General features: G+C 56.7%; 18 protein-coding genes. 11 read left to right on the top strand and 7 right to left on the bottom strand.

Annotated features, from left to right (window positions below):
* Positions 1 to 46 precede the first annotated feature (46 nt).
* From ACFQDM_RS03870 to ACFQDM_RS03860, 3 genes are all read right to left on the bottom strand, one after another.
* Positions 47 to 1,852 (bottom strand): peptide MFS transporter, encoded by a 1,806-nt coding sequence (locus ACFQDM_RS03870; protein WP_377375735.1) that lies wholly within the window; start codon positions 1,850 to 1,852, stop codon positions 47 to 49.
* 156 nt (positions 1,853 to 2,008) lie between these two features.
* The gene (locus tag ACFQDM_RS03865) at positions 2,009 to 3,013 is read right to left on the bottom strand and encodes a Kelch repeat-containing protein (protein ID WP_377375732.1); all 1,005 of its coding nucleotides are present in this window, start codon (positions 3,011 to 3,013) and stop codon (positions 2,009 to 2,011) included.
* Positions 3,014 to 3,053: 40 nt separating this feature from the next.
* Positions 3,054 to 4,436, bottom strand: coding sequence for a glutamate--cysteine ligase (locus tag ACFQDM_RS03860; RefSeq protein ID WP_377375730.1), 1,383 nt, complete (start codon positions 4,434 to 4,436; stop codon positions 3,054 to 3,056).
* A gap of 293 nt (positions 4,437 to 4,729) precedes the next feature.
* Between ACFQDM_RS03860 and ACFQDM_RS03855 the strand changes: the two genes are divergently transcribed.
* On the top strand, positions 4,730 to 5,677 hold the full coding sequence (locus ACFQDM_RS03855; RefSeq protein ID WP_377375728.1) for a hypothetical protein: 948 nt from the start codon (positions 4,730 to 4,732) through the stop codon (positions 5,675 to 5,677).
* Here ACFQDM_RS03855 and ACFQDM_RS03850 read toward each other — a convergent pair.
* From ACFQDM_RS03850 to ACFQDM_RS03840, 3 genes are all read right to left on the bottom strand, one after another.
* The gene (locus ACFQDM_RS03850) at positions 5,656 to 7,527 is read right to left on the bottom strand and encodes a L,D-transpeptidase family protein (RefSeq protein WP_377375725.1); all 1,872 of its coding nucleotides are present in this window, start codon (positions 7,525 to 7,527) and stop codon (positions 5,656 to 5,658) included. The genes ACFQDM_RS03855 and ACFQDM_RS03850 overlap by 22 nt on opposite strands.
* Positions 7,528 to 7,530: 3 nt before the next feature.
* A complete protein-coding gene (locus ACFQDM_RS03845) occupies positions 7,531 to 7,713 on the bottom strand; it encodes a hypothetical protein (protein WP_377375722.1) in 183 nt (60 codons plus the stop codon).
* A gap of 126 nt (positions 7,714 to 7,839) precedes the next feature.
* Positions 7,840 to 8,751, bottom strand: coding sequence for a M48 family metallopeptidase (locus ACFQDM_RS03840; protein WP_377375719.1), 912 nt, complete (start codon positions 8,749 to 8,751; stop codon positions 7,840 to 7,842).
* Positions 8,752 to 8,912: 161 nt separating this feature from the next.
* On the opposite strand from ACFQDM_RS03840, the gene ACFQDM_RS03835 reads away from it, so the two are divergent.
* On the top strand, positions 8,913 to 9,584 hold the full coding sequence (locus tag ACFQDM_RS03835; protein ID WP_377375716.1) for an MBL fold metallo-hydrolase: 672 nt from the start codon (positions 8,913 to 8,915) through the stop codon (positions 9,582 to 9,584).
* Positions 9,585 to 9,586: 2 nt separating this feature from the next.
* Here ACFQDM_RS03835 and mltF read toward each other — a convergent pair whose 3' ends face one another.
* A complete protein-coding gene (mltF, locus tag ACFQDM_RS03830) occupies positions 9,587 to 11,146 on the bottom strand; it encodes a membrane-bound lytic murein transglycosylase MltF (RefSeq protein WP_377375713.1) in 1,560 nt (519 codons plus the stop codon).
* A gap of 80 nt (positions 11,147 to 11,226) precedes the next feature.
* On the opposite strand from mltF, the gene ACFQDM_RS03825 reads away from it, so the two are divergent.
* From ACFQDM_RS03825 to ACFQDM_RS03785, 9 genes are all read left to right on the top strand, one after another.
* Positions 11,227 to 11,538, top strand: coding sequence for a DUF1272 domain-containing protein (locus ACFQDM_RS03825; protein ID WP_377375710.1), 312 nt, complete (start codon positions 11,227 to 11,229; stop codon positions 11,536 to 11,538).
* A gap of 70 nt (positions 11,539 to 11,608) precedes the next feature.
* Positions 11,609 to 12,604 carry an amidohydrolase family protein gene (locus tag ACFQDM_RS03820; RefSeq protein ID WP_377375708.1) on the top strand — a complete coding sequence of 332 codons (996 nt, stop codon included), beginning with the start codon at positions 11,609 to 11,611 and terminating at the stop codon, positions 12,602 to 12,604.
* Positions 12,605 to 12,610: 6 nt separating this feature from the next.
* The gene (locus ACFQDM_RS03815; RefSeq protein WP_377375705.1) at positions 12,611 to 13,099 is read left to right on the top strand and encodes a GNAT family N-acetyltransferase; all 489 of its coding nucleotides are present in this window, start codon (positions 12,611 to 12,613) and stop codon (positions 13,097 to 13,099) included.
* Between the two features lie 417 nt (positions 13,100 to 13,516).
* Positions 13,517 to 16,813, top strand: coding sequence for a carbamoyl-phosphate synthase large subunit (gene carB, locus ACFQDM_RS03810; protein ID WP_377375703.1), 3,297 nt, complete (start codon positions 13,517 to 13,519; stop codon positions 16,811 to 16,813).
* 60 nt (positions 16,814 to 16,873) lie between these two features.
* A complete protein-coding gene (gene greA, locus ACFQDM_RS03805; RefSeq protein WP_377375700.1) occupies positions 16,874 to 17,347 on the top strand; it encodes a transcription elongation factor GreA in 474 nt (157 codons plus the stop codon).
* Between the two features lie 2 nt (positions 17,348 to 17,349).
* On the top strand, positions 17,350 to 18,429 hold the full coding sequence (locus tag ACFQDM_RS03800) for a mitochondrial fission ELM1 family protein (RefSeq protein WP_377375698.1): 1,080 nt from the start codon (positions 17,350 to 17,352) through the stop codon (positions 18,427 to 18,429).
* Positions 18,430 to 18,562: 133 nt separating this feature from the next.
* Positions 18,563 to 19,519, top strand: a complete 957-nt coding sequence (locus ACFQDM_RS03795) for a cation diffusion facilitator family transporter (RefSeq protein ID WP_377375695.1) — start codon at positions 18,563 to 18,565, stop codon at positions 19,517 to 19,519.
* Between the two features lie 92 nt (positions 19,520 to 19,611).
* The gene (gene trxB, locus ACFQDM_RS03790; protein WP_377375693.1) at positions 19,612 to 20,577 is read left to right on the top strand and encodes a thioredoxin-disulfide reductase; all 966 of its coding nucleotides are present in this window, start codon (positions 19,612 to 19,614) and stop codon (positions 20,575 to 20,577) included.
* Positions 20,578 to 20,742: 165 nt separating this feature from the next.
* On the top strand, positions 20,743 to 23,337 hold the full coding sequence (locus tag ACFQDM_RS03785; RefSeq protein ID WP_377375690.1) for a TonB-dependent receptor: 2,595 nt from the start codon (positions 20,743 to 20,745) through the stop codon (positions 23,335 to 23,337).
* Positions 23,338 to 23,362 lie beyond the last annotated feature (25 nt).

The following is a 23,362-nucleotide window of genomic DNA, read 5'->3' as shown; positions in this document are numbered from 1 at the left end:
AAGCCCGCCATCCGGCGGGCTTTTCTCTTTGAATTGCAGGGCCGCGCTAGTCGACCAGCTTGTCCGCCTTACCCTGATAGTCTGACGGATCAGCGCCCTCTTTATCGACCTCTGCTGCCACATCCATATGCATTAGACGTTTGATCAGAGGCGAGATCAGCAACATGACCAGAGCGATTCCCATCGCCACATAGGCAACGTTTGAATAGACACTGGCATAGCCGGCTTTCGCAGCAGCGACGTCTGTCAGCTGACCGCCAATCGTCTCGGCACCGGTCGCACGGGCGATCACGCCCGCCAGATAGTTAGAGAGACCGGAGAACAGGAACCAGGCGCCCATACTCATGCCAACAACGCGCGCAGGTGCGAGCTTCGTAACCGATGACAGGCCCACAGGAGAGACCATCAGCTCACCCATTGTATGGATCCAGTAGATCAGGAACACGAAATAAACCGCGGTCAGCCCGGTAGCGCCGGATGTTTTCATACCCGCCACAATCGCGAGGAAGCCCAGACCGGCAAGGAAGACGCCGATAGCGAACTTGACCGGCGTCGATGGCTCAAGACGCTTTTTCGCGAGCGTCACCCACAACCATGCCAGCATTGGCGCAAAAATGACGATATAGCCCGCATTCAGGAACTGGAACACAGGCGCAGGAACCGACCAGCCGAAAATGGTACGATCCACAAGACGGTCTGTGAAAAGGTTCAGCGACGATCCAGCCTGCTCAAACAGGGCCCAGAACGGAATTTGCGCCATGATGAAGTAGATCGCAGAGAACATGCGGTCGCGCTCAATGCCCTGCAATTTGGTGATTGTGTAGATAATCAGGAAGGCAAAGATCGCGATGCCCAGACCACCGACAAACCAGTCAGGAATGATCGCAGCATTCATGACAACGAGCATGGCAACGGCGATGATCAGAATACCCGTCAGATAGCAGGCAAGTTCGATATTGATCGGACCAAGCACTTTTTCCTTGAGCTTTTCATAGCTCGGAGGATCGGCCTTCCCGTCCAGCCATTTCTGGCCCCAGAGGAAGACAACGAGGCCGAGCCCCATGCCGATACCAGCAAGACCAAAGCCCCATGCCCAGCCATATACAATGCCCAGAATACCGCATGAGATCGACGACAGGAAAGAACCGAGGTTGATCCCCATATAGAAGAGCGTGAAACCGGAATCGCGGCGTTTGTCTTCAATGCCGTAAAGTGCACCAACAATGGTGGAGATGTTGGCTTTCAGATAACCAACGCCTGCAATGATCAGCGCCAGAGAGAGATAGAGGATATAGACGAACAGCTCTTCGCGTTCGATGCGTGTGGTGTAGTCACTGCGAGGCACTTCACCTGGAAGCCCAACCGCGGCCGGGTCTTCGACGATCATCGCCGTCGCACCTTCATTGAATGAAATGAAGGACTGACCGGTCTCGGAAATCACCAGCTGATTGGCGTCTCCCCCACGCCCGTCGAGCGCAAGTTCATACTCCACGCCCTGATAGGTCATGATCTCTTTCGAACCGGATCCTTCGAAGGCCATACCGAAATGGCCAAGGACGAGAAGGATCGCGCCGAAGGTCACCGCCTTACGTTGTCCAAGATACCGGTCGGCAAGCGAACCGCCCACAATGGTCATGATATAAACCAGCGCGGTATAAGCGCCGTACATCAGGGATGAGCGCTCGTCTGAAAACAGGAAGTGCTGTGTCAGATAGAGGATGAGCAGGCCGCGCATCCCGTAATATGAGAACCGCTCCCACATTTCGGTAAGGAACAAAATGACCAGACCTCGTGGGTGTCCGAGGATGGTTTTTTCACCAGCTGGCCCAGCGCTGGAAGCGATATCCGACATTATACCCCGCTCGCAGATTGATCTGCTTCATAAAACTTTTACGGGCGCAATCTTCACCAGCGCGGGGCAAAGCTCAAGGGCGAAAACAAAGAAGGCCGTATGCTGATGCAGCATAGCCACGACGAATGGCTGGAAATTCGTCCTGTTCGGGGGCGTCTAGCTCAGAATCTCGACCAGAGCACTGGTCTCCACGCCGCTGCGCTGTTTCGCGCCGCCAATGGCGTAGATCTGATTCTCAAAGGTTACACCGCCGAGCCCGTGCCGGGGCGTCCTCATGGGGGGACCCGCCTCCCAGTGATCGCGTGACGTGTCATACACCCATGTTTCCGCATAGACGCCGCCCTCGCCTTCAAAGAACTCCCCGCCAAACGCATAGAGCCTGCCATCGATCACGCCGCTCGCAAGTCCCGCCTGAGCCTGGGGAAGCGGCGCGGCAGAGCGCCAGCGATCTTCGCGCAGATCATAAACCTCATGCGCCTGCTGGTTACCTGCCTCGACCGTTCGCCCGCCGACCACATGCCAGCCATCGCTCAGCATTTCAGCGGTCGCACTGTTGCGCGGGGTTGGCAGCGGCGCAGCCGTTTGCCAGCGTTCGCCATCGAACACATAGTGATGGCCCGTGTCTGTCTGATCATTCCAGGTCCTGTTCGAGGGCCCGGCCGGTGTGCGACCACCGACGACATGCAGACCGCTCGCAAGGCTCGCCGTCACCGCCTCACCGACAGGCATCGGCAAATCGGGCATGACATTCCAGCCATCGGTATCCAGCCGCCAACCGCTTTTTTGCATGTTCCACATGGCATCTGCCGAGAGCGCTTCAAAACCGCCAAACGCGTAGAGCTTGCCCGCATGACTTTGCAGATGCGGGTGATGGCGCGGTGTCGGAATGCCCGGGCCATCCCGCCATGTGCCGGACGCCGGATTGAGGACGACCGTCTCGTTTGTCGGTCCAACAATCCGCCCATCTCTGGCGACAAAGCCTCCGGCCAGCCAGATTTCACCGTCATGCAGCGCCGGATAGATTTCCTGAGCGGGCCGCGGCAGGTCTGGCCCGGCCTCCCAGGCAGGTGTGCGAACCAGCGCCTCGACAGAACGCGGCGCAGCGCAGGCCGCAGCGAAACTCGCTGCGCCAAGCAGTGTAAATTGACGACGGGAAAACATGATTTGCGCCTCCGTTCAGAACCTCAGCGCAATCATTGGATCAGAATGCGCACTCGTCAAACGCAGGTCGGACGTCGCCGTTCCAGTTTTCGCGATACCGGTTCAGCAAGCGCTCAGCAGGCGTCATCCCGCTTTCCGCAATCTGGTCCAGTTCAGACAGGAAGCCCGTCTCATCATCGCCGGACGACGACAGTCGACCGCGCGCTTTCAGACCATAACGGGAGATCTTCAGCACTTCCTGAGCCAGTGTCTGAAGTGTGCCCTTGCCATTCGGAAGCGGTGTCTTCAGCCCCAGGACCGGCGCGGTACGGCGCATCATTTCACGCTGTTCGGCCGTCCAGTGCTTGACGAGATCCCAGGCGCCATCAAGCGCGTGATCGTCATAAAGAATGCCAACCCAGAAAGCTGGCAAGGCGCAAAGACGGTCCCACGGACCTGAATCTGCGCCGCGCATTTCAAGGAATGTTTTCAGGCGCACTTCAGGGAAGATGGTCGACAAATGGTCCATGAAGTCATCAATCGTCGGTCGATCACCCGGACGCGCAGGCAGTTTGCCATCCATGAAGTCTCGGAAAGACATGCCTGCACAGTTTAGATAGGTGCCGTCACGGCGGATAAAATACATCGGAACATCAAGCGCGTAATCAACATAGCGCTCAAAACCAAAGCCGTCTTCGAAAACGAACGGCAACATGCCTGTGCGGTCCGGGTCCGTATCGGTCCAGACATGGCCGCGATAGGACAGGAAGCCATTGGTACGACCTTCTGCGAAGGGTGAATTCGCAAACAGCGCCGTCGCCAGCGGCTGGAGCGCCAGACTGACACGATATTTCTTCACCATGTCGGCTTCCGACGAGAAGTCGAGATTCGTTTGCACCGTACAGGACCGGAACATCATCTGATGCCCGAGACGCCCGACCTTCTGCATATAGTCACGCATGATCTTGTAGCGCCCTTTGGGCATGATCGGCGTTTCCTGCAGAGACCAGAGCGGTGAAAACCCTAATCCGAGGAAGGCAACACCCAGACGATCGGAAATCGTTTTGACTTCCGAGAGGTGCTGACCCACTTCATTGCAGGTCTGGTGGATATGCTCGAGCGGCGCACCGGACAGTTCAAACTGACCGCCGGGCTCAAGGCTGACGCTTGCGCCATCGCGCTTCAGCCCGATCAGATAGCCGCCCTCTTCAATTGGCTCCCAGCCATAATCCGTAGCCAATGACTTCAGAACCGCATGCACGGACGCTTCACCATCATATGGCAAAGGCTCCAGCGTTTCTTTCAGAAAACCGAATTTCTCGTGCTCGGTACCGATCCGCCACGCATCGCGTGGTTTTTCGCCCTTGGACAAAAACTCGGCGAGCTCCTGAACGTTTTCAATCCGTGGTGCGTTTTCATCGATATCCGCCGTTGGCGTCGTCATTTGGGCCCTCCAACTTCGGTACCAGCCTGTCTGTCGCAAATAGGCATAAAGAGATCGAACCCCAAGTCAAAATTTGTACCGCGACTTTCGTTCAAGGCACACATTTCGGTGAAATCCAGAAATAGCGGCACTGCGCAAGCCGATTGTAATCAGGAAATTTCTGCCAATATGTTGTCAAATTGGCGTGGTTAAGTCCCGCCTCCGCGAAGCTCCCACCGGGTTCGCGCCTTGCGTGTCAGACGATTCGACAGGCAGTTTCTTTGAACGCCAGCACGATTTGAAAGGCCAGACATTTGAACATTTCCGCACTCATCGCGATCCTGTTTTCATCTTTGACCCCACTCAGCACAGTTTTGCCAAAAGAAGCAGACCAGCCCATCACAAAGCCGGCAGGCGATCGGGTCGGCTTTACGGCCTCTATCGATGGTGTGGAAACCGATCTGTCCATCATTTCGACCAGCGTCATGCCGGGCGAGACCGTGTCACTGACAACCAGCGCAGCTCTGACGATTCCAGATGGCACGCCTCTGAAAACGGAAACAGGCTGGCAATGGATCGCGCCGGAAACGCCCGGTCATCATGTGCTCCACCTGCGCAAGGGCGGCGAGATGATGTTGGTCAATGTCTTTGTGCTGACGCCGTTCCGCAATGGCCGGGATGAAAACCTGAATGGCTATCGGGTTGGCCAATACTCCGATCAGCCTTTGCGCGGGCTTCCACAATACCTCCCGCCGACTGGCTTCATCAATATGCAGCCCGGCATGGAAGACATCCAGATCGCACCGAATTTCAAGCTCGGTCAGTTTATCTGCAAACAGCAGCCGGGCCATGACCCAACCTTTCTGCTGGTCCAGGCCCACATGCTCACAAAGCTTGAGCGCCTGCTCGAAGCCGCAAATGACAAAGGCTGGGAGGCCGATACCTTCTATGTGATGTCAGGCTTTCGTACACCGTTCTACAATGCTGCTATTGGCAACACGACGACCTCATCGCGTCATCTCTTCGGCGATGCCGCTGATATCTATATCGATCAGGATGGTGACGGCGTGATGGACGACCTGAATGGCGACGGAAAGATCACGAAAGCAGACGCTGTCGCTTTGGCTGATCTGGCCAAGTCCATTGCGTCCGAAAACAAAAAAGACTGGCCCGCAGGCGGCATTGGAATTTACGATTCCAATGCGGTCCACGGGCCATTCGTTCACATTGATGCCAGAGGTTACCCGGCTCGCTGGGGCTGATCGACTTTCAGATCAGCATATTCAGAACCGGCTTCATCTGAGTTCGTGTCAGCAGGGGCGATATCAAGCGCCTCTGCGACCTGCAGATTGGTCTCGACGGGTGCTTCTTTGTTGTACACGTCCGGCCAGAATTCTGCCTTACCATCATCGCCGATTGTGACCGTGATATAGGTCAGGTTCACCGGCACCTTCTGATCAAAATCAAAACGCTGGCGCTTTCCGGAATTGACGCTTGCCTCAATCTCCTCAGGCGTCACCGCTGTGTCGCCACCTGCCAGCCATGCAGCCATGCTCGTTGGGTCTTCCAGACGGATACAGCCAGATGAATAGGCGCGCTGTGGACGATCAAACAGATATTTCGTCGGCGTGCCATGCAGATAGATGGCGTCCTTGTTCGGGAAAATGATCTTCAGTTTACCGAGCGCGTTCGCAGCGCCAGATCCCTGAACCAGCTGATAGTTCGACGCGGCACTTGCGTCCGTCCAGTCAACACTAGCCGCAGACACACGCTCACCTGTCGCGCGGTCATAAATGTTGAAGCCCTTGCGGCTCGCATAGGATGGATCAGCCGCAAGCTTTGGCAGTTTGTCCTTACGCACGATGCTCACCGGCGCATACCAGCGCGGATTGGTCACCGCATATTCGATCTCGTCAGAGAAAATCGGTGTTTGACGCGAGCGCATGCCGACGACCGTCTTCATTGAGATTTCGCTGACATTATCGTTCCAGCCTTCGGCGCGGTAAGACGGAATGTTCGCCCAGACCATACGGCCTTCGACATTGCCGATTTCGCGCCATTTCTGCAGGCTCGATTTGATGCGAGAGACTTTTGACGTCGCGCTCTCGTTCAGAGCTGCATACGTTCCACGACCAACAACACCATCATCGGCCAGACCATGATGGGCCTGAAACCGCTTCACGGCCGCTTCCAGGCTCTCGTCATAGGTCTTGGCCCATGTCTCAAGCTCCACCTGCATGACGCGCAGGTCTTCAGTCAGCTTGGGATCATCGGTTTCGAGATTGCTGACAGCCATAATGTCGACGAGCTGGTCAAAAGACGGAAGGCTATAATACCCTTCAGCAATCAATCGGCGGCGCAGTTCCGGCACGCGATCATCAACGGCATTGAGTTCGATCGGGTCGCCGCCCGTCGAAATCTCTTTCCATCCGCCCTGCTGCTCCAGCGTCATATAGCTTGAAAGCGTGTTCTTCAGCCCCTGATACTGCTCATGGGCTGGCTCATAACTGGTGAGGAGATCATTCGCGTCTCCAAAACCCGCATTCTGAATGTCGACAATGAGGCTTGAGCGCGCTGGCGCGTCTTCACCGACGGTTGCGACGCCTCCAAAATCAGACAGACCGTCTCGCATCTGTGATGCGTAAGCCAGCCAGACCATGGTCAGCTTCAGATCCGCCTCTGCACGTTCAGACTTCCAGCCCGAAAAGCGCTGCTTCAGAAGCTTTTCAAGGCTTTCATCCGACAAGCCAGGTTCCATGCCATTATCCCGCATGGTCTGTTGCGCCTGACGCAGAGATTCAGCGCCCGGGCCTGTCCAGATTGGTTCGAACAGGTTCTGCGCATATGCAGCGCGCACCGCCACAACGACACTCTCATCAAACATGGATGAGAACTGCTCGTCATATTTACCGGATGCGAAAATGGCCTGGATCTTGTCGGCAAGGCGAGATTCAACCGGGACATCGATATTCTTTTTCGCGAGCTTCACATTGGCCGGGCCAGACGCGAAGTCGTTCAGATGTTGTGCGGAAGCTGTGGCTGCGAAGCCTGCGGACAGTGCCAGTGCACTTGCGCAGACCGTCGTTTGGAAAACTCTACTCAGGCGCTTCATGTCTTATGATGCCTCCGTTTCGTCACGGCGGCGCGTGTTCGCAACACCGGTAATGACGCCGAGACCGACAAGGATGATCGCGCCGACAGCGATCCACTCATAAGGGACACCCATCAATCCTGCGCCAATGGCCAGGCCTGCAATGAGCACCAAAAAACCAATTATATACAATGCAAAGGACGACATAGTTCAGCTCCTGATTTCAACATCAGCAACGGAAAAATGCGCGCAAAAGTTCCGGTTTATATTAGCAGATCAGCATGCAACCCGGCAAAAACCTTTGAAATTTCTGTAGGTTGCAAACTGATTTTTTTATTTCAGCGGACCGCAATTTTGCTCATAGGCCGCAATGGCCGCGGGCATCCACTTTCTGAAATTCTCGGCGCGCCTCGCTGACGCCGGGTGAGTCGACATGAATTCCGGTGGGGCCTGACCTCCGCCGAGTTCTCCCATCCGCTCCCAGAGCTCCGGCGCCTGACGTGGATCATAGCAAGCGCGAACCAGCAGCTCGAGACCGATGCGGTCGGCTTCTGATTCATGCTGACGGGAAAATGGCAACAGGACACCCGTTTGCGCTGCCAGTCCGAACGCCCGCATCACCCGTCCATCGCCAGATGCTGCTCCAACCACAAGCTGACCGATCTGCATAATCCGCCCCTGACTCATCCGCTCGCCGCCATGCCGCGCCAGAGCGTGCGCAATCTCATGGCCCATGACCACGGCAAGCATGGCCGGGTCAGACACATCATCTGCGGTAACCGTGCCGTCGAAATTGCCCGTCACATCCAGAATGCCGGTATAAACGGCGACATAGCCACCCGGCAGACAGAAGGCATTCGGCTGTGAGGATTTGATGACGTTGAATTGCCATTCGAAACCGCGAGCCTTCGGTTCGATGTCATAGCCTTGCTGCAGCAATTCCTCTTCATAGGAAATGGCGGCAATGCGCAGATCATTTCCGATCCGACGCACCGTATCAACAAACACCCGGTTAGCAGTCGTGCAGGCATTGTCCGCGCGGGAACAGGCAACATCGCCGCCCGCTTCGGCCAGCAATTGCACATAGGCCTGTTCGCCGAGCTTGTTCTCCTGCTCGATCGATGTCGTCAGAACCTGCTTGCGGTCCGTGTAGCCAACACTTGCCTGATTTGAAAACCAATACACTGCCAAGCCGATCAAACCGATCAGGATCAGCAATCCTCGTCCTTTGAGCCCGTCAAACACGCCCCGGCACCTCTCGCCCGATTATATACGCTACTACGCGCGTGATCAGGGCATATTTGCCTCCGGTTCACGCCGTCGTTACTAGAGCGATGCGAACCAGGCAGGTCAATACATTGACCTTTCTGACTTCATCCCTATCCCTAATAACGAGGGAGACACGCATGACCGGCCAAAATGAACCAAAACTCGAAATTCGCATCATTCCGGTGACGCCATTTCAGCAGAACTGCTCGCTGATCTGGGACCGTGAGACCATGGATGGCGTCTTTATCGATCCGGGCGGCGACGCGGAGAAACTGATGCAGGCCGCCAAAGAGCTTGGCGTGAACATCAAGGAAGTCTGGCTGACACATGGCCATCTCGACCATGCAGGCGCAGCCGATGAAATCCGCGAAGTCACTGGCGCACCCGTCATCGGGCCGCACAAGGATGACCAATGGCTGATGGATGACATTGTCCAGCAATGGCAGAAATACGGCATCACCGAAGGCCCGCGCAATGTCGTTCCGGACCGCTATCTGAACGATGGTGATACGCTGACGCTATCAGGTGAAACCTTTGGCGTTGTTCACACCCCGGGTCATACGCCTGGCCATGTCGTGATCTATCATGAACCGGGTCGTATTGCTTTTGTCGGTGACGTTCTCTTCCAGGGCTCGATTGGTCGGACCGATTTTCCAAAAGGCGATCACCAGCAATTGATCAAATCCATCACCGGCAAGCTCTGGCCGCTTGGAAACGACATGCGCTTCGTACCTGGCCACGGCCCGATGAGCACATTTGGTCAGGAACGCAAAACCAACGGCTTCGTCTCAGACTATATGCTCAGCTAGTCCTAAGGCTCACCGCCAGACAGGGCCGGATCGTTTTCGGCGGTCTGCACCTCTGGCGGTGCATCCACCACGATATTGGCACCGCTTTGTGACAGGATAGAAAATGGTGGCTGCTCGGGGTCTGGCACATTCTCCGTCAGCACATCATCATATTCACGAATGCGGCGAACATAGCGGACAGGCTCATAGCCGCGTGCGTATCCGTGCGGAACGGTAGTGTAATAGGCTTTCTTGGTCAGCAGCGGCAGCATATCGTCAATGACACGCCATTTGTCCTTGTCCAGACCCTGTCGCGCCGCCAGACGCCTCGCATCCAGCAAGTGACCATACCCGACATTATAAGCCGCCATTGCCATCCAGAGACGGTCATAGCCCGTCACGGATTCCGGCAGGCGATTATACATACGGTCCAGATATTCGGCCCCGCCGCGAATGCTCTGCTCCGGGTCAAGCCGGTTCGCAATGCCCAGTTCGCGCGCAGTCGGACGCGTCAGCATCATCAGCCCTCTCACACCGGTCGGGCTCCGGGCATCCGGGTCCCAGTGGGATTCCTGATAGGCCTGTGAGGCGAGCATGGTCCAGTCGAGATCATTCTGACCGGCCGCGCTTCGGAAGGTTTCTTCATAAGTCGGCAGTCGGGAATCGATCCGCTTTCGGAAAGTCGCGATGTTCAGATAATCAAAGTCGTTGAGATGGCCGTAATAACGCTCGTCGAGATCATAGAGCAGGCCTTCTTGATGAGCTTCATCGAACCACGGCCTCAGATAGGTGTTCAAGTCGGCAGATTGCGGCGCCAGTCTCCAGGCTATCGCGCGATCTTCCGCCCCGACCGTCAGTCGGGTCACAAGATTTGGAAAGCGCCGTTTGGCAATTGCGACCAGATTGGAGTCGAGGATCGCGCAATCGAGCACCCGGTTCTCTACGCGCTTGGCCAGCGGCATGCCCGAGACGGCCTCAATCGGCGTCCATTGCAGGTCGTCATTGTCTTCGGCGCGCACCTGAAGTGTTTCTTCGACGCCCGATCCGGCAACAACGCCAACTTCATATTCGGAAATGTCTGCAAGCGTATCGGGTCTCGCACCGCCTTTCCGGCAGATCAACTCCGGACGCACATTCTTGTAAGCAGGGCCAAAGACAAGCGGGTCGCCAATATCGGCGTTCAGACGCATTTCCCGCTGGCTCATGCCGGGCGCTGCAATATGGCCTCGCCCGGCCTCCAGATCCTTCGTCATGCGATCCAGATTTCGATAAAGCCGATAGCGAACATCAACGCCCAGGGATTCGGCAAGCTCACGCGTCAGGTCGACTTCATAGCCGAACACGTCACTGCCCCGCTTCTGATAGGTCGTGGCCGATGCCACGGTGAGCACCACAAGCTCACCATCTGCTCGAATGCCATCCAGGCCAGATGTCACTTTCGGTGTTTCGGAAAACATCCCTTCAAGAGATGAACCCGGTTCAGATGGTTTCAGGAAGACGTAACTCCCGGCAGCGAGGACAACGGCAAGAGAGGCCGTCACGGCTGCGCCAAGAAGCTTTTTACTGTGCTTTTGCTCAGACATGATATTCTACCAACTGACCACTGGCCGTCATGTTCCAAGATCGCTTGCTGAATATGGCGGCACCCGAGGCGGAGGTGTGAATGGCGCTGGAAATACGCCCGAACTGCGAATACTGCGACCGCGACCTCCCACCGGAAGATACCGCCGCGCGCATCTGTACCTATGAATGCACCTTCTGCGCAGACTGTGTGGATCATCATCTGCAGAATGTCTGCCCGAATTGCGGAGGTGGATTTGTGCCGCGCCCCATTCGTCCTGCGAAAGCCTATCGGGACGGCGTCTCGCGTGACCATCAACCGCCGTCCGACAAACGACGCACGCCCAATTATGAGAAAGATGAGATCGCCGCACTGGTCAGGCGCCTGAAAGACATTCCGCCCGAAGACCGCTGACCGTCACAGCCAAGACAAATCGGCTCTTTCCTGCTTTAATGTTCGAAAACAAAAAATCAGGGAGAGAAACATGTATGACCGAGACGAATGGCTCTCGAGCTATCGCGAAGAGATCATAGATCCGGACCGCGAAATCATTGATCCACACCATCACCTCTGGGCCTGGCGCTCCTTGAAACCGTATCTGCTCGATGAGCTCTGGGCCGATACCATGGACGGGCACAAGGTCAGCCAGACGGTCTATATCGAATGCGGCTGGGGCTATCGCGAAGATGGACCGGAACATCTGAAATCTGTCGGCGAAACCGAGTTCGTCGCAGACATTGCAGCTCAGGCCGCAAAGAAACCGGATCAGCCACAAATCGGCGCCATCGTCTCCCGCGTGGATCTGCGACATCCGGATGTCGATGCCACTTTAGAAGCCCATGAAAAGGCCGGCAACGGGCTGTTTCGCGGCGTGCGCTTCATGGCGGCGTTCGATGATGAACCAACCCTCTCCATCCCGCCCCATGCCCCGGAAGGACTCTTCCAGGACAGTGCCTTCCGGCGCGGCCTGCACCGCCTGGGTGAACTCGGCTTCTCCTTTGAAGCCTGGCAGTATCACCATCAGCTACGCGATGTGCGTGACCTTGCACGTGCCTGTCCTGAAACCACCATCGTGCTCGATCACTTCTCTACGCCTCTGGGCGTCGGCAAGTATGAAGGCAAGCGAGATGACATCTTCAATGCCTGGAAGGTCGATATGAAAGACCTGGCAAGTTGCCGGAATGTCGTCGCAAAGCTCGGCGGCCTCTCCATGGTCGATAATGGCTGGGGCTATCATCTCGGCGAAAAACCGACCTCATCAGATCAGATCGTTGCCGATCAGGCCCGCTATTATCATCATACCATTGATGCCTTCGGCCCTGAGCGTTGCATGTTCGAAAGCAACTTCCCTGTCGACCGGGCATCCGTCAGCTATCATGTGCTCTGGAATGCCTTCAAGAAAATCGCGAACCGATATAACGAGACCGAAAAAGACCAGCTATTCGCCGGGACCGCCCGCAGGGTCTACAAACTGAGCTGAGAGCAGATGAAGATACGAAAGGCCCGTCTGGACGACATTCCAGAGATCGGACATGTGTTTGAACGGGCCATTCTGGAGATTGGCCCGCGCTTTTATTCGCGCGATCAGCTCAACGCGTGGATCAAACGCCGCGCGCGTCTTGAAACGGTCCTGCCCGAAGTCCTCCCCTATCGCGATGGCTGGGTAGCTGTGGAAGCCGACGACAAACCCCTCGCCTATCTCGATCTGGAAAAAGACGGCCATATCGACTTTTTCTACGCGCACCCATCCGTTGCAGGCACGCCGGTGACCGGAGAGATGTATGCCAATCTGGAAGCGCGGGCGCTCGAACTCGGCATCTCCCGGCTTTCCACCGAAGCCAGCGAAGCCGCGCGTCGCTTCTTCGAAAAGCGCGGATTTCAGGTGCTGCGCAAGCAGGATATCGAACTTGGCGGCGTGATGATCCATAATTACGCGATGGAAAAGCAGCTCACACCGGCAACCGCGCTCGCCTGATCCCTGCTTGCCGAATCGATGGTGCCCTCCATGCCCATCGCCCCGAATTTCGAAAAGATGCGGAGATGATCGTCCCGCGATTTTTCCCGTCATCAAGGCGTTCGACGAACGGGCTGAAACCACGGCGCAGCGTCAGAAACCTTCGCAAATATCGCCTTTCGCCCTGTAATTCATGAAGTTATTCTCAAACCGCCTGATCTTCCCTCCCGTTGCAAAGGGGCCGCGACAAGTCCGTTCAGCCATGCGAAGCGGTCCACACGCTTCAGCTCTTCCCCAGGCTTCCGGTTTCATACCCAAAGAAAACCCTGATATTGTCCGCCGACCCTCTTGCGGCCAACTATGCCGAGGTCTATACGCGGGCCGTTTGCCCGTTGCCGGGCATAGCCCAACAAGACGATGACAGTCGGAGAATGACCCATGCCAAAACGCACCGATATCAAATCCATTCTGGTGATTGGTGCCGGTCCCATCGTCATCGGTCAGGCCTGCGAATTCGACTATTCCGGCGTTCAGGCGATCAAGGCGCTCAAAGATGAAGGCTACCGGGTCATTCTGGTAAACTCCAACCCGGCGACGATCATGACCGACCCGGGCCTTGCGGACGCGACCTATATCGAGCCGGTCACACCAGAGTTTGTTGAAAAGATCATTGCCCTTGAAAAGCCGGATGCGCTTCTGCCGACCATGGGCGGCCAGACGGCGCTGAACTGCGCGCTCGAGCTTGAGCGCATGGGCGTTCTCGAAGAACACAATGTCGAGCTGATCGGCGCCAAGGCTGATGCCATCAACATGGCCGAAGACCGCAAACTCTTCCGCGAAGCCATGGACCGGATCGGCCTCGAAAACCCGCGCGCTGTCATCATCGGCGCACCGGAAATCAAGGACGAAAACGGCAAGGTCAAAGGGTATGACCGCCTCGAAGGTCTGAAGCGCGCTTTTGAATCGCTCGACGAAGTCGGCCTGCCAGCCATTATCCGCCCAGCCTTCACGCTTGGCGGTACGGGTGGCGGCATTGCGAACAACCGCGAAGAATTCGAGCGCTATGTCCGCTCAGGTCTCGCTGCCTCTCCGGTGGCGCAGGTTCTGATCGACGAAAGCCTGCTCGGCTGGAAAGAATACGAGATGGAAGTCGTTCGCGACAAAGCGGACAACTGCATCATCATCTGTTCGATCGAAAACATCGATCCGATGGGGGTCCACACCGGTGACTCTGTCACTGTCGCGCCAGCGCTGACCCTCACGGACAAGGAATACCAGGTCATGCGGAACGCCTCGATTGCGGTTCTGCGTGAAATCGGCGTCGAAACGGGCGGTTCAAACGTCCAGTTTGCCGTGAACCCGGATGATGGCCGTATGGTCGTCATCGAGATGAACCCGCGCGTCTCGCGCTCATCTGCGCTGGCGTCCAAGGCGACCGGTTTCCCGATTGCGAAAATCGCGGCCAAGCTGGCCGTGGGTTACACGCTGGATGAGCTCGACAACGACATCACCGGCGTCACGCCAGCGAGCTTCGAGCCGACCATCGACTATGTCGTCACCAAGATTCCGCGCTTTGACTTTGAGAAATACAAAGGCGCAGATGCCAGCCTGACGACCAGCATGAAGTCTGTTGGCGAAGCCATGGCCATCGGCCGGACCTTCCAGGAATCCTTCCAGAAAGCGCTCCGCTCCATGGAGACCGGCATTTCCGGCCTCGACGAGATCGACATCCCAGGCCTCGGTCAGGGCGACGATCACAATGTGCTGAAAGCCGCCGTTTCCAAGCCGACCAAAGACCGTCTGCGCGTCATCGCACAGGCTCTGCGCTCGGGCCTCTCGGTCGAAGATGTCCATGCGACATCGAAATATGATCTCTGGTTCCTCCGCCAGATCGCTGAGCTGATCGAAATCGAAACCAAGCTCATGGCGAATGGCCTGCCGGAAACAGCCGCTGAGTGGCTGACGCTGAAAAGTCAGGGCTTCTCAGACCAGCGCCTCGCCAAGCTGACCAATTCCAGCGAAAGCGAAATCCGCCGTCGTCGCAGCGAGCTGAACGTGCATCCGGTTTACAAGCGCATCGATACCTGCGCGGCCGAATTTGCAGCACAGACCCCTTACCTCTACTCAACCTATGAATTCCCAGCATTCGGCAAAACCGAAGCTGATTGCGAAGCAGGTGTATCTGACCGCCAGAAAGTCATCATTCTGGGCGGTGGTCCAAACCGGATCGGTCAGGGCATTGAGTTCGACTATTGCTGCTGCCACGCTGCTTTCGCGATGGAAGACCTCGGCATTGAGTCCATCATGGTCAACTGTAACCCGGAAACGGTTTCCACCGACTATGACACGTCTGATCGCCTCTATTTCGAGCCGCTCACGGAAGAGACGGTTCTGGAGATCATCCGCAAGGAACAGACACGCGGCGAACTGCTTGGCGTCATCGTTCAGTTCGGTGGTCAGACGCCGCTGAAACTGGCTGGCCGTCTGGCAGAGGAAGGCATTCCTGTCCTCGGCACGACGCCTGAAAGCATCGACCTTGCCGAAGACCGTGAGCGCTTCACCAAAATCCTCGATGATATCGGTCTGAAGCAGGCCCCATCTGCGATTGCGCGCTCTGAAGAAGAAGTGCTCGCTGCCGCGGAACGCATTGGCTTCCCACTCATGCTGCGCCCATCCTACGTTCTGGGTGGCCGCGCAATGGAAGTCGTTCGCGACGAGTCAGACCTGAAAGCCTATGTGCGCGACGCCGTACAGGTGTCCGGTGATCAGCCGCTTCTCTGCGACCGCTATCTGGCCGACGCCACCGAGGTCGACGTCGACGCGCTCTGCGACGGTGTCGATGTGCACATTGCTGGCGTCATGGAACACATCGAAGAAGCCGGCGTCCACTCGGGCGACTCAGCCTGCTCGCTTCCGGCGCACTCTCTGCCGGTGTCTGTGATCAACCAGCTTGAGCGTCAGACAGCCGAGCTTGCCATGGCACTCGAAGTGCGCGGCCTGATCAACATTCAGTTCGCAGTCAAGGATGACGAGATCTTCGTGCTCGAGGCAAACCCGCGAGCATCACGGACCGTCCCGTTCGTTGCCAAGGCGGTGAACGCGCCAATCGCGGCGATTGCTGCCAAAGTCATGGCAGGCCGCCCGCTTTCCAGCTTTGAAGAGCTGAGCCAGGCCAAGCCGCGCCGCATTGCGGTGAAAGAAGCCGTCTTCCCATTCTCTCGCTTCCAGGGCGTCGATCCGATCCTCGGACCTGAAATGCGCTCAACCGGTGAGGTTATGGGCTGGGATGATGATTTCGGTGCTGCCTTCCTCAAAACGCAGATTGCAGCGGGCGTCGACCTGCCAAAATCCGGCAGCGTCTTCATCTCTGTGCGCGATTCCGACAAGGACGGCGTGGTTGATGCAGCCCGTCGCCTGTCTGAGCTTGGCTTTGACATCGTTGCCACGTCCGGCACCGCGACACACCTGTCTTCAAAGGGTATTTCGGTCCGCCGTGCGAACAAGGTTGCCGAAGGCTCACGTCATATCGTGGATGAAATCTCTGATGGTGAGATCCATCTGGTCTTCAATACGACGGAAGGCGCGCAGTCTCTCAAGGACTCCCGCTCCATCCGTGAGAACGTGTTGAAACAGCGTGTCCCATACTTCACCACCCTGGCCGCATCGCGTGCAGCCGTGAAGGCGATTGAAGTGCTTCTTAGCCGACCTCTTGAAGTTCGGCCGCTTCAATCTTAGTCTTGACGAACCAAGAAAAGACATAAACGCTTTCGTCCACCTCAACGTTGGATCTCCTGAATGCAAAGAATACCTATGACCGCTGAGGGCCACGCGGCTCTCGACGCTGAATTGAAGAATCTGAAAACCGTCGAACGCCCAAACATCATCGCTGCGATCTCAGAAGCGCGCGAACATGGCGATCTGTCGGAAAACGCGGAATATCACGCGGCGAAAGAAAAGCAGAGCTTCATCGAGGGCCGCGTTGCGGAACTCGAGGACAAGCTCGCACGTGCTGACGTCATTGATACTTCTAAACTTTCTGGGGATACCGTGAAGTTCGGTGCCACCGTCACCATTATGGACGAAGAAAGCGAAGAAGAATCAACATATAAGATTGTTGGTGAAGACGAAGCAGACGTTGCGTCCGGCAAGGTCTCGATCACGTCTCCGATTGCGCGTGCGCTGATCGGCAAGGAATTAGAAGACGTGGTTGAAGTTGCTGCTCCCGGCGGTGCGAAGTCCTACGAGATACTCAAGGTGGAGTACATCTAGATATGTCGAAGTCCGGTGCACTCGGGCCTTCTGTCTGGGTGGCATCGGATGGCCGGGCGGGACATGCCGCGCAGGCAACAGCGATCGCCCGGGCACTTGGTGAAATGAACCGATGGGTTCAGATCGGCCACATCAATGGTGAGGCCCACAAGGCAAAGCCGATCGAACTCACCCCGAAAGGGCTGCAACCACTCCTGCCCTCGCGCATGTGGTGGTCGCCCCTGTCCTGCCTCCCGAAAGATCAGAAAGAGATCTTCCAGCCGCCCTGGCCAACGCTCTGGCTGGCGGCGGGACGCAAGACCGCGCCATATTCCAGATACATCAAATCGGCCTCAGGCGGCGACACGCTGACGGTTCACATCATGAACCCGCAAATGCCTCTGGATGATTTTGATCTGGTCGTCATTCCTGAACATGACGGCATTGAAGGCGACAATGTCATGCAGCTTGTCGGCTCGCCGACCTATTTTGCACCTGACACGATTGAAGACGCAGAGCTCGCCTTCGGTGACCTGATGGATGAGCGCGGCTTCAAGGTCGTTGTCATTCTGGGCGGCGATTCCAAGACACACAAAATGACCGAAGCGGTTTGCAAGGATCTGGAAGCGCAGCTCACACAGATTTCCGCTGATGGCGCCAAGCTGCGGATTGTGTGCTCACGTCGCACACCGACCCATGCGCGCGTCCGGTTCCGCGCCTTCTCCGAACGCGTCGGTGCCCGCTTCTGGGAAAGCACCGCAGATGGAGCGAACCCTTATCTCGCCTACCTTATGATGTCCGATGCCGCCATTGTGACGGAGGATTCCTCCAACATGCTGTCCGATGCCGCCTATTTCGGACTACCAATCCACATTGCGAAACTGGAAGGGCATAGCGGCAAATTCACGAAGCTGCACAATGCGCTGGTCGAGCGCGGCATGGCCAAATGGTTTGACGGCGAAGTCAGCCGCTGGAAGTACACGCCTTTGCGTGAAATCGACCGGGTTGCGGACGAGATTGTGCGTCGACTGAAAGAGCGCTACCCGCCTCCCGCCTATGAGCGCCCAACCGGTTCGCGCCTTGGCGACTTTGACCGGCGCTAAGGCGATTTCTCAAGCTGTTGATTTCGAAAGAGATTATGCGCAACTGCAATTGAAACTGAGAATGACTATATAACATACTGTTTCAAATGCATTTTTTCTTTCCGCTGCCGGTAAAATAGGCTAGCTTGCAGGCATGTCAGACCTGCACATCCATAACCACGAAGACCATAGTCATTCGATCTCGGGCCATTATGGCGCGCAAAAACGTATTGGTTTTGCGGCGCTGGTGACCTTTGCCTTCATGATCGCGGAAGTCATAGGCGGCCTGGTCTCCGGCTCTCTGGCGCTTCTGGCCGATGCCGCTCACATGCTGACCGACGCCGGCAGCCTGGCCCTCGCCTTTGCCGGCTATATGATCGCCCGCCGTCCGGCAGACCTGCACCGCACATTCGGCTTTGCCCGCTTCAAGGTATTGGCCGCATTTGTGAATGGCCTGTTGCTGGTCGCGCTTGGCGTCTGGATCGTCGTCGAAGCCATTCACCGCATCCTTGAACCCCAGCCTGTCCTTTCCGGCGTATTGTTCGTGGTCGCTGTCCTGGGCCTTTTGATCAATGTCGGCCTGTTCTTCATGCTGCATGCTGACCACAATCATGATGATGTGAATATGAGCGGCGCGATTGCGCACGTGCTGGGCGATCTTATGGGCTCGGTCGCTGCCGTCACAGCTGCGATTGTGATCTGGCTGACCGGCTGGACACTGATCGACCCGATCCTGTCTGTCGCCGTGGCGGGCCTTCTGTTCTGGAGCGCCATTCCGATCATCCGGAAATCCTCGCACATCCTGTTGCAGGGCACGCCGAAAGGCATCGACCTGCCTGCGATTGCTCAGGGTGTCATTGCGCACATTCCGGCCATCCGCGCGGTCCACCACATCCATGCCTGGACGCTGACCGGGGAAGACCGCCTCATCACGCTGCACATCGTGCCACATGAGCGCAAGAATGCTATGGATCTGATCCCGGAAGTCCGCCGCATTCTCGAATCAGAGTTCGATATCGACCACGCCACAATCGAGCTCGACCTCGAACCCCTCGATGAATGTGACTTTCCAAGCGTCGATCGGCTCGCTGCGCACGATCACCACCACTAATACACCGAATTGTGCACAGTCTCAGCGCGCTGACCCTTTAATCACCGGTCGCTCATCCCTATAACTCCACTCTGAAAACGGAGTTTGCTGACATGAGCGATGGAAATCACGAAGAGATCATCATTATCGGTGCAGGACCTGCCGGATACACCGCAGCGGTCTATGCGGCCCGTGCCATGCGCAAACCGCTTGTTCTCGCTGGCTACCAGCCAGGCGGACAGCTGACCATCACCACTGAAGTTGAGAACTGGCCGGGCGAGAAAGAAGTCCAGGGCCCGGATCTCATGATCAAAATGCGTGAACACGCTGAAGCCATGGGCGCACGCGTACAGGAAGAACAGGTCGCTAGCGTCGACTTCTCCGCCACGCCTTTCACCATCACGACCGAAGAAGACAAGGTCTATACCGCTGACAGCGTGATCATCGCGACCGGCGCTCAGGCAAAATGGCTGGGGCTGGAAACAGAAGAGAAGTTCAAGGGCTTCGGCGTGTCTGCCTGCGCGACATGTGACGGTTTCTTCTATCGCGAGAAAGACGTCATCGTGATTGGCGGCGGCAATACGGCTGTCGAAGAAGCGCTCTATCTGACGAACTTTGCGTCCAAGGTCACACTTGTGCACCGCCGTGATGGCCTGCGCGCAGAGAAAATCCTGCAGGATCGCTTCATGAAGCACCCGAAGACGGAAGTCATCTGGAACAGCGTGCTCGATGAAGTCATTGGCGAAGAGAACCCGCTCGGCGTGACCGGCGCGCGTCTGAAGAACATCGTGACCGGCGAGACCACCGAGCTGCCCGTCCATGGCGTGTTCGTTGCGATTGGCCACCAGCCATCTACAGAGCTCTTCCAGGGCCAGGTCGACATGAAGCCGAACGGCTATGTCATCACCAAGCCGGGCACGGCAGAAACCAATGTGCCAGGCGTGTTCGCTGCCGGTGATGTGACAGACGAAACCTACCGTCAGGCCGTCACGGCTGCCGGTATGGGCTGCATGGCGGCGCTTGAAGCAGAACGCTATCTCGCAGAAAAAGAGTCAGGTGTTCTCGAAGCAGCTGAATAATCGCTGAATAAAACTCCTCGTGTTCACTGGCTTTGGTGCATAAACTCCACAACTGGAGTTATTCTTTGCTCTGACAGTGACGCGCGGCGACTTTTTAGTTGACGTACTTCTCAAACGACTTAGCCACTTTGCCAATAATACATCGGGCAAAGGGGCTAAGCCGATATGAAAACGAATAATACTTTCGAGCGAAACGCGTCAAAACTTCGAACACTTCTGCTTTGCGGATCGGCCTTCACGGCAGCGACTCTCGCAGGCATCTCCGCCTTTGCGCAGGAGACCGAGACAGAAGCCGCTGATGCAGACCGCCGTCTGCAGATCGTCACCGTCACGGCGACGAAGAAGGAACAAACCCTTCAGGAAACGCCGGTCGCCGTCTCTGTCATTGACGACAGCGTCATTGATCAGGCTGAAATTCTGGACCTTCAGGACCTGCAGACGCTCGTTCCATCTCTGAAGGTCGACCAGTACCAGACCTCCGCCAATACCAGCTTCTTCATTCGCGGCTTTGGTAATGGCGCGAACAATGCCGGTGTCGAGCCATCCGTTGGTGTCTTCATCGATGGCGTCTATCGCTCCCGCTCCGCAGCTCAGGTTGGCGACCTGCCAAACCTCCAGCGCGTCGAAGTCCTTCGCGGCCCGCAATCGACCCTGTTTGGCAAGAACGCCTCTGCCGGTGTGATCTCCATCATCACGGCCGAGCCTGCTTTTGAACAAAGCGGCAGCATTGAAGGCTCGCTAGGCAATGACAATCTGATGCGCGCCTCAGGCGACATCACAGGCCCGATCACAGACAAGATCGCCTACAGCCTTGCTGCCAACATCAACAAGCGCGACGGCTATGCCGATGATCTCGGCACGGGCGAAGACATGAATGATCGCAATCGCTGGGGCGTTCGCGGTCAGCTGCTCTTCCTGCCGACGGACGATCTGAAAATCCGCGTCATTGCGGACTATAACGAGATCGACGAGACCTGCTGTGTTGCAGCCAACATCACCAATGGCCCGACAGGAGCTGCGATTTTCGCGCTTGGCGGCGCGCTCGATCCTGAAGACCCGTTCTCCTACGAGATCTACAGCAACTACGCCCCAACCAACGAAATCGAAAACTACGGCGTATCCGCGCAAATTGATTATGACTTTAACGGCATGACGCTGACCTCGATCACGTCTGCGCGGGGCCTCGACTATCTTCAGAACGCCGATGCCGATTTCACCAGCGCCGATCTGATTGGCACCTATTTCAACGACACATCCATCGAGACCTTCACACAGGAGCTACGCCTCGCGGGTAGCCATGAAGACGCGTTCGACTGGATGATTGGCGGTTTCTATTTCGACGAAACGGTCGAGATCGAGAACGAAATCTATTATGGCACCGATCTGCGCGGCTATGCCGACATTCTCTCCGGCGGCGGCTATGCGCAGGTCGAAGCTCTGCTTGGACTGCCGGTCGGCACGACATTCGGCCAGCCAGGTCAGGGCCTTGTTGAGTCCTATGGTCAGGACAACCAGTCCTGGTCGGTCTTTGCGACCGTCGACGCCTATGTCACAGACCGCCTGACCGCGACCGTTGGCTTCAACTACACCGAAGATGAGAAAGACGCGTTTGCACAGGTCGCAAACTCCGATCCATTCTCTGCGCTCGACTTCGTCAGCATTGGCAATAGCGTGCTTTATCAGACCGCTGTCGCACAAACGCTGGCAGGCTATGGCATTGACGCAACCGATCCGGCACAGCTCGCTGCCTTTGCCATGGCCAATCCTGCTGCACTCGCGCAAATCCAGTCCGGCGCTCAGGCCTTTGCCGATGCGAATGATGACAACGCCGCCGTGAACCCATTGCTAGGCCTGCAGGCGCTGCAATTCTTCCCACCATTTGTGAACTATCCAAATGCGGTTGAGAGCGGCTCCAGCGACGACGAGAAGCTCACCTACGCTTTCCGTGTCACATACGAAATGTCAGACAATTTTGATGTGTATGGCTCGATCGCGACAGGCTTCAAGGCAACCTCCTGGAACTTGTCGCGTGACAGCCGGCCTTTTGCCGGTGATATTCCGTCTCTGTTCGCTCAGGGCCTTGGCGTGACCAATCTCTCGGCTGGTACGCGCTATGCCGGACCGGAAGAAGCCACCGTCTATGAAGTCGGCATGAAAGCCGCTTTCGACAATCTGGCTTTCAATATCGCCATCTTTGATCAGGAGATCAAAGGCTTCCAGTCAAACGTCTTCCTTGGCACCGGCTACGCCTTGTCGAACGCAGGCATTCAGTCGACCAAAGGTATCGAAGCCGACGTCACCTGGAGCCCGATGGACGGCCTGACCCTGTTCGCAGCAGGCACCTTCCTGGATCCTCTCTATGATGAGTTTGAAAACTCCGGTGCGGGTGACATTTCCGGACAGACACCTGCTGGCATCTCGGAGACCGCGCTATCGCTTGCTGCATCCTACGACTTTACCCTGCCAAATGGCTGGGACGCCTTCGTGCGTGGTGACTGGCAGTATGAGTCTCCGACAGCTCTGACGGACGATCCGGACGAAGTCATTCTGCTGAAGGGTCTGGAGCGCGAAGTCAGCGTCTTCAACGCGGCAGCGGGCTTCGATGTTGGCAATGGCGTGGACGTCTCCATCTGGGGCCGCAACATCTTCAATGATGAGTATATTGCAGAGGCCTTCCCGGCAGTTGCTCAGGCTGGCTCCATGACGGGTTATCCGAACGCACCACGCGCCTTTGGCATCACGGTCGGCTACGAATTCTGATCGCCTGTCAAACCTGTTTAAAATG

The organism is Ponticaulis profundi (assembly GCF_042659465.1).
GTDB classification, from domain to species: domain Bacteria; phylum Pseudomonadota; class Alphaproteobacteria; order Caulobacterales; family Hyphomonadaceae; genus Ponticaulis; species Ponticaulis profundi.
Note: the sequence above shows the minus strand (reverse complement) of the source record. Positions and strands in the feature narration are given on the sequence as shown.